Annotated in this window: 4 protein-coding genes and 2 rRNA genes; 1 reads left to right on the top strand and 5 read right to left on the bottom strand. The window is 39.5% G+C overall.

What is annotated here, in order from left to right; all coding sequences use genetic code 11:
• Positions 1-187: 187 nt before the first annotated feature.
• From MUW73_RS01240 to MUW73_RS01220, 5 genes are all read right to left on the bottom strand, one after another.
• On the bottom strand, positions 188-652 hold the full coding sequence (locus MUW73_RS01240; RefSeq protein WP_243018121.1) for an NAD(+)/NADH kinase: 465 nt from the start codon (positions 650-652) through the stop codon (positions 188-190).
• A gap of 46 nt (positions 653-698) precedes the next feature.
• Positions 699-1,004: an FtsB family cell division protein gene (locus MUW73_RS01235; RefSeq protein ID WP_243018120.1), complete on the bottom strand. Its 306-nt coding sequence runs from the start codon at positions 1,002-1,004 to the stop codon at positions 699-701.
• 56 nt (positions 1,005-1,060) lie between these two features.
• The gene (locus MUW73_RS01230) at positions 1,061-1,756 is read right to left on the bottom strand and encodes a hypothetical protein (RefSeq protein ID WP_243018119.1); all 696 of its coding nucleotides are present in this window, start codon (positions 1,754-1,756) and stop codon (positions 1,061-1,063) included.
• 190 nt (positions 1,757-1,946) lie between these two features.
• A 5S ribosomal RNA gene (rrf, locus tag MUW73_RS01225) occupies positions 1,947-2,058 on the bottom strand.
• Positions 2,059-2,158: 100 nt separating this feature from the next.
• A 23S ribosomal RNA gene (locus MUW73_RS01220) occupies positions 2,159-5,071 on the bottom strand.
• 420 nt (positions 5,072-5,491) lie between these two features.
• Between MUW73_RS01220 and MUW73_RS01215 the strand changes: the two genes are divergently transcribed.
• Positions 5,492-6,286: a thymidylate synthase gene (locus tag MUW73_RS01215; RefSeq protein WP_243018118.1), complete on the top strand. Its 795-nt coding sequence runs from the start codon at positions 5,492-5,494 to the stop codon at positions 6,284-6,286.
• The last annotated feature ends 201 nt before the right edge of the window (positions 6,287-6,487 follow it).

The raw sequence follows: 6,487 nt of genomic DNA, 5'->3' as shown, positions 1-6,487 counted from the left end.
AGTAATTATTTATTTTTTTTATTTGATTATAAATGTTTTTCTCTTACTTTTTTCTTGATAAAAAAATAGCTTTATTAAATTCATTTTTTACCAGTGTCAGGAATAGATACAAGTTGCTTATACCGATACATAGCCCTCGTCACCTGCTTGTATGCTATATTTTTTTTCAATATAATCGACAAGTTTTTTAATCTCGCTTAAGCAATGCGACTTCATTTAGCCCAAACGAAACAGGAGTAGATGCACCATATAAAGCCAAAAGCGTGCGTTCTTCTAATGTATAATCACCCTCAAAAAAACGTATCAATACACTAACAGCGTCTGTAAGAGTGACCATAGTTAAAAATCCCAAATTACCTCTATGGATACCTAGTAAAGGAATCACATGATCTTTGAGATAATGAATAGTTTCTAAAAAAGTTCCATCACCACCTAAACTTATAATCAATTCTAAATCTAGTTGTAGATTTAAATCACTCAGATCAAAAACAGGTAGTGTAGATAAATTAACAGTAGATTCAGACTCCAATAATTTAGCTAAATGATTAGAAACTATTATGCGCTTTTGATAGGTTTTTGATAAATCAATGATTGCTTCTAAAAATGCTAAGCTAACTGAACAAACTTGTCTGCTATGTATGGCAATCGACATGTAGCTACTATTAAAGATCTTACTATCAAATCAAAAAACACCTAAACTATTCTTGCACAATGACATACAAATCTTCTTTCTCTCGCTTCATATAGTATTTTTCACGAGCCATCTTCTCTAGAAAATCTAAATTACCAACAAGTTCTTTTTTGTCTTTTTTAATCTGTTGAATTTGAGAAATATACTCGATCCTATCTGTCTTTAATTTTTTCAAACGATTATACAAGCTAGCTTGTACCCCTAAATTTTGATCATCAAAACAGAGCATCCATACAGCAAAAAAAACTGTTGAAATAGCATAGGGATCTAATAATACTTTTTTAATAAATTGAATGCTATTTAGATACTTCATAATAGACCAAGTCTCACAGATTTCGGACCATAAGTAAGCCCAACAAAGCGTTTAATTTATGCATCCTCATCTTCGTCATCTTCTTCTTCGTCATCCTCGGCTTCGTCCTCATCTTCATGACCCTCATCTTCTTTAAACTGTTCTACAAAATCTAAAATGGCTTCATGAGTTTCTTTTTTTCTTATATCAACGACTTGTTCAAACGCTGCCAAATCACCGCCATCCATATAGCTATTGAGTGGATTGATATAATACTTTTTAATAGTATCCCGTAGCTTATTAAGACTTATGATAAAAGATATAACCTGACCCTGGGTTTCTTTTGAAAAGTCTAATTCTTCTACAAGGATCAATTGCATCAATGATAGCGCCTCTTCATTTAAGTCTATAGGTTTTTCTTGTGAAGCAATATCATCTTCTACCGTTTCCCAAGCCTTATAAATCATACGATATAAATCAATAAATAGTAGATGAAGTTTATCCCATTCCTGCTTTTGATCTAAAGAAAGCTCTTCAGTAGATAATTCTGGATCAGCATCTATTCTTTTTAAGAAACACTGGTATAATGACAATTTAGACTCTAGAAGCTCAAGAATTTGATTCTTAACACCAGGATCCAAATTTTGTGCATAGGCTGCTACGTCACTTAGTTGGCCCGTATATTTGTTAGCATTATGGTTACAACCACAAGCAACATTTTGGAGAATAAAACACCATAAACAAATGCTATTGATTATAATTCGTAGAAGCATAATAGATTAAATTAAAATTAAGAGGAAGATCATAAAATAGTATTGAACTATACAAATTATTAGAATAGACTATGAGTATGAAAAAAAAGATAAAAGCAGAGGCTGGCAAGTTGAGGTGGCTAGTTTTAAATAATTACATGTAAAAAAATCCTCACGCAACACTACAGCATAGCATGAGGAAAAAAATAAAAGATGGCAACTACCTACTCTCCCGCGTTTTACCGAAGTACCATCGGCGCTACTGGGCTTAACTTCTCTGTTCGGAATGGGAAGAGGTGCACACCAGCGCTTTCGTCACCTTTATTTTTAATACTTTAATTTAACTATATGAGCTTATCATGAATCATATAGACTAGTCTAAAAAAAGTAATTGACTACTGTAAAAGCAAAATCAAGAAAAAAAAGAAGAAACGTTCGGGTAATTAGTATTGCTCAGCTTTGCCATTTCTGACTTTACACCTGCAACCTATCAAGGTCATAATCTTTAACCACCCTTATTGAAGTCTCATCTTGAGGCGAGTTTCGTGCTTAGATGCTTTCAGCACTTATCTCTTATAAACGTAGCTACTCAGCAGTGCAACTGACGTCACAACTGATACACCAGAGGTTTACCCAACCCGGTCCTCTCGTACTAAGGTCAGCTCCTCTCAAACTTCTAACGCCCGCAATAGATAGAAACCGAACTGTCTCACGACGTTCTGAACCCAGCTCGCGTGCCACTTTAATGGGCGAACAGCCCAACCCTTGGAACGTGCTTCAGCTCCAGGTTGTGACGAGCCGACATCGAGGTGCCAAACCTCCCCGTCGATATGAGCTCTTGGGGGAGATCAGCCTGTTATCCCCAGAGTACCTTTTATCCTTTTAGCGATGGCCCTTCCATTCGGAACCACCGGATCACTATATCCGTCTTTCGACTCTGCTCGACTTGTTTGTCTCACAGTCAAGCACCCTTATGCTATTGCACTCTACGCACGATTACCATCCGTACTGAGGGTACCTTTGAAAGCCTCCGTTACTTTTTAGGAGGCGACCGTCCCAGTCAAACTACCCACCAAACACTGTCTCTTTTTTCAAAAAGATTAGATAACACATAAATAAAGGGTGGTATTTCAACGGCGACTACTTACGTAGTCTCCCACCTATCCTACACATTATCTACATATTATCAATGTTAAGCTATAGTAAAGGTTCATGGGGTCTTTTCGTCCCATTGCGGGTAGACGGTATCTTCACCGTCACTCCAATTTCACCGAGCTCGTGGCTGAGACAGCGCCCAGATCGTTACACCATTCGTGCAGGTCGGAACTTACCCGACAAGGAATTTCGCTACCTTAGGACCGTCAAGGTTACGGCCGCCGTTTACTGGGGCTTCTATTCAGCGCTTTAATCTTGCGACTTAACGCCTCCTATTAACCTTCCAGCACCGGGCAGGTATCAGACCTTATACTTCATCTTTCGATTTTGCAAAGTCCTGTGTTTTTGGTAAACAGTCGCCTGGGCCTTTGCACTGCGGCCTATTGATTCTCCTAAAAGAATCAATGAGGCGCCCTTTCTCCCGAAGTTACAGGGCTATTTTGCCGAGTTCCTTGGCCACGAATCACTCGAACACCTTAGGATATTCTCCTCAACTACCTGTGTTGGTTTGCGGTACGGTTAGCTAACACATAACAATTAGAGGCTTTTCTTGGAAGTATGATTAGGGTCATTATCTACGCTCCCGAGGGATTGTAGTACTGTTACCTTCGACAAGTATGGTGGATTTGCCTGCCACACCTATATCTACGGGCTTTAACCTTCTAATTCGTCAGAAGGCAGACCTTTCACTTCTTCGTCCCCTCTTCTCTATTGCTAGCTAGTATCGGAATATTAACCGATCTTCCATCGCTTACGCCGTTCGGCTTCAGCTTAGGGCCCGACTAACCCATGGATGACAACCATCGCCATGGAAACCTTAGTCTTACGGTGTAATGGTTTCTCACCATTATTTTGGTTACTCATGCCTACATTTTCTTTTCTAATCAATCCACTAAACATTACTATTTGGCTTCAGCTTGATTAGAATGCTCTCCTACCCCTTGCTACCTTAGGTAGCAAGGCCATAGCTTCGGTAATATACTTAATGCCCGTTTATTATCGACGCTTTGTCGCTCGATCAGTGAGCTGTTACGCACTCTTCAAATGAATGGCTGCTTCCAAGCCAACATCCTGACTGTCTAAGCAACTAAACTTTCTTAGTTCAACTTAGTATATATTTGGGGACCTTAGCTGATGGTCTGGGTTCTTTCCCTTTCGGATCAGGACCTTAACGCCCTAACCCTCACTCCTAAGTAAAACTGATAGTATTCGGAGTTCGTCTGGACACGGTAGGTTACCCCCCTAGTCCTATCGGTAGCTCTACCCCTATCAGTATACACTTAAGGCTGTTCCTAAAAACATTTCGGAGAGTACGAGCTATCTGCCGGTTTGATTAGCCTTTCACTCCTACCCACAGCTCATCCAAGGACGTTACAATATCCACTGGTTCGGTCCTCCACGTTGTTTTACCAACGCTTCAACCTGGCCATGGGTAGATCACCGGCTTTCGCGTCTAACTCTTCTGACTAAAGCGCCCTATTCAGACTCGCTTTCGCTTCGGCTTTTCCTTTCAAAAGGATTTACCTTGCCAGAAAAGATTAACTCATAGGCTCATTATACAAAAGGCACGCCGTCATTTTATAAGCATATATAAATACATACCAAAAAACTCCGACTGCTTGTAAGCGTATGGTTTCAGGTACTATTTCACTCCCTTATTCAGGGTACTTTTCACCTTTCCCTCACGGTACTTGTTCACTATCGGTCTCTTAGGAGTATTTAGCCTTACCGGATGGTGCCGGCAGATTCAGTCAGCCTTTCACCGGGACTGACCTACTCAGGATACTAACTAAACTCATATCGATTACCTTGACAGGGCTTTCACCTTCTATGGCTTATTTTTCCAAAATAATTTAAGTTCTTGATATTAGTTTATATTGCTAGTCCTACAACCCCATAGCAGCCGAAACTGCTATGGTTTGGGCTAATCCACGTTCGCTCACCACTACTTATGGAATCACTAATTTGTTTTCTCTTCCTCTGGATACTTAGATGTTTCAGTTCTCCAGGTTTGCTTCTCTTCCATTGAAGAGATACCCTACATAGGCAGGGTGGGTTGCCCCATTCAGACATTTGCGGATCAAATCGTATAACCAATCCCCGCAACTTATCGCAGCTTATCACGTCTTTCATCGCCTCTAAGAGCCAAGGCATCCTCCATACGCCCTTAATTGTTTCTTACTTGCTCTTGAAATGGAATTAGACTGAATCCCTAAAAAGAGATTTGTCTACCCTATTTTGCTTTTACAATAAGTCAAAGAACATCTTTTGAAATCTATAAGCATAGCTGCTGAGCTTTTTTACCTTGATTTTGGCATTTTTTACTGCTTTTAGCTGCTTTGCTTTGAATCGTAATACAAAGGTATAGCTTTTTTTTGAATCCACAAATATTTTTTCAAATAAATGATCTATTGCTTTGCTTTGCCAGCTGTTTTTACAATTATCGCTCCTTTAGTTGCAATAAGGTTTGAGTATATGAGTATATATTAGACCTGCCATGTAATTATTGAGTCCTGTGTAGCAAGGCCTAGCAAAAACTTGTTCTCAAGTCTAATTTGGCATAAATTCAATGCCTAAACTAGAAAAATATAGCGCATAGCCATGGAACCATATTTAAGATTATTAGAAGCTATTTTAGCAGCAGGAATTGATAAAAAAGATAGAACTGGAACAGGAACCAAGAGTATTTTTGGCTACCAGATGCGCTTTAACTTAGCGGACGGCTTCCCATTGGTTACAACTAAAAAAGTACACCTTCGCTCTATTATTTATGAATTACTCTGGTTTTTAAGAGGAGATACAAATGTAGCTTATTTACAAAAACATGGCGTTACCATATGGGATGAGTGGGCCAATAGAGAGGGAGAACTAGGGCCTATTTATGGCCACCAATGGAGAAGCTGGCCTACCGCAACAGGCGAAAAAATTGATCAAATAAGTACGATTATAGAGGCCATTAAAACCAATCCGGATTCCCGTAGACTATTGGTAAGTGCATGGAATGTGGGTGACATTTCTAAAATGGCCTTACCCCCTTGTCATGCTTTTTTTCAATTTTATGTAGGAAACGGACAGCTATCTTGTCAACTCTACCAGCGTAGTGCGGACGTTTTTTTAGGGGTGCCTTTTAACATTGCCTCTTACGCACTTTTAACCATGATGATGGCACAAGTATGCCAGCTAAAACTTGGAACACTGATCCACACCTTGGGCGATGCGCATCTATACCATAATCACCTAGAACAAGCGCATTTGCAAATTAAACGTAGCCCCTATCCATTACCGACTATGCAGCTCCGAGAAAATGTAACAGATTTGTTTGATTTTGTTTATGAGGATTTTATTTTACTGAATTATACACATCATCCAGCTATTAGAGCACCTATTGCTGTATAATAATAGACCGCTTACAAAACCTATTTGTGATGACCCATTTTTAGGAGAAGCGCAGTCGACAACTGCAACATTCAGTCCACTGGTGCGCAACAATTTTTTGTCCACTTTTTGCTTGATCAAAAAGTGGACAAAAAATCAAGCCCTGGGTAAAAAGTTCCGGAAAGCGCCCGTTACAACTGGCAAAACAGAATCCACCCTGCA

Source organism: Candidatus Cardinium sp. cByotN1 (genome assembly GCF_022810525.1).
Taxonomy (GTDB): domain Bacteria; phylum Bacteroidota; class Bacteroidia; order Cytophagales; family Amoebophilaceae; genus Cardinium.
This window is presented reverse-complemented; position numbering and strand designations above follow the sequence as displayed.

Coding starts and splice junctions, on each gene's coding strand:
- MUW73_RS01240 (WP_243018121.1), bottom strand. CDS start 652: ATGTCGATTGCCATACATAGCAGACAAGTTTGTTCAGTTAGCTTAGCA.
- MUW73_RS01215 (WP_243018118.1), top strand. CDS start 5,492: ATGGAACCATATTTAAGATTATTAGAAGCTATTTTAGCAGCAGGAATT.
- MUW73_RS01230 (WP_243018119.1), bottom strand. CDS start 1,756: ATGCTTCTACGAATTATAATCAATAGCATTTGTTTATGGTGTTTTATT.
- MUW73_RS01235 (WP_243018120.1), bottom strand. CDS start 1,004: ATGAAGTATCTAAATAGCATTCAATTTATTAAAAAAGTATTATTAGAT.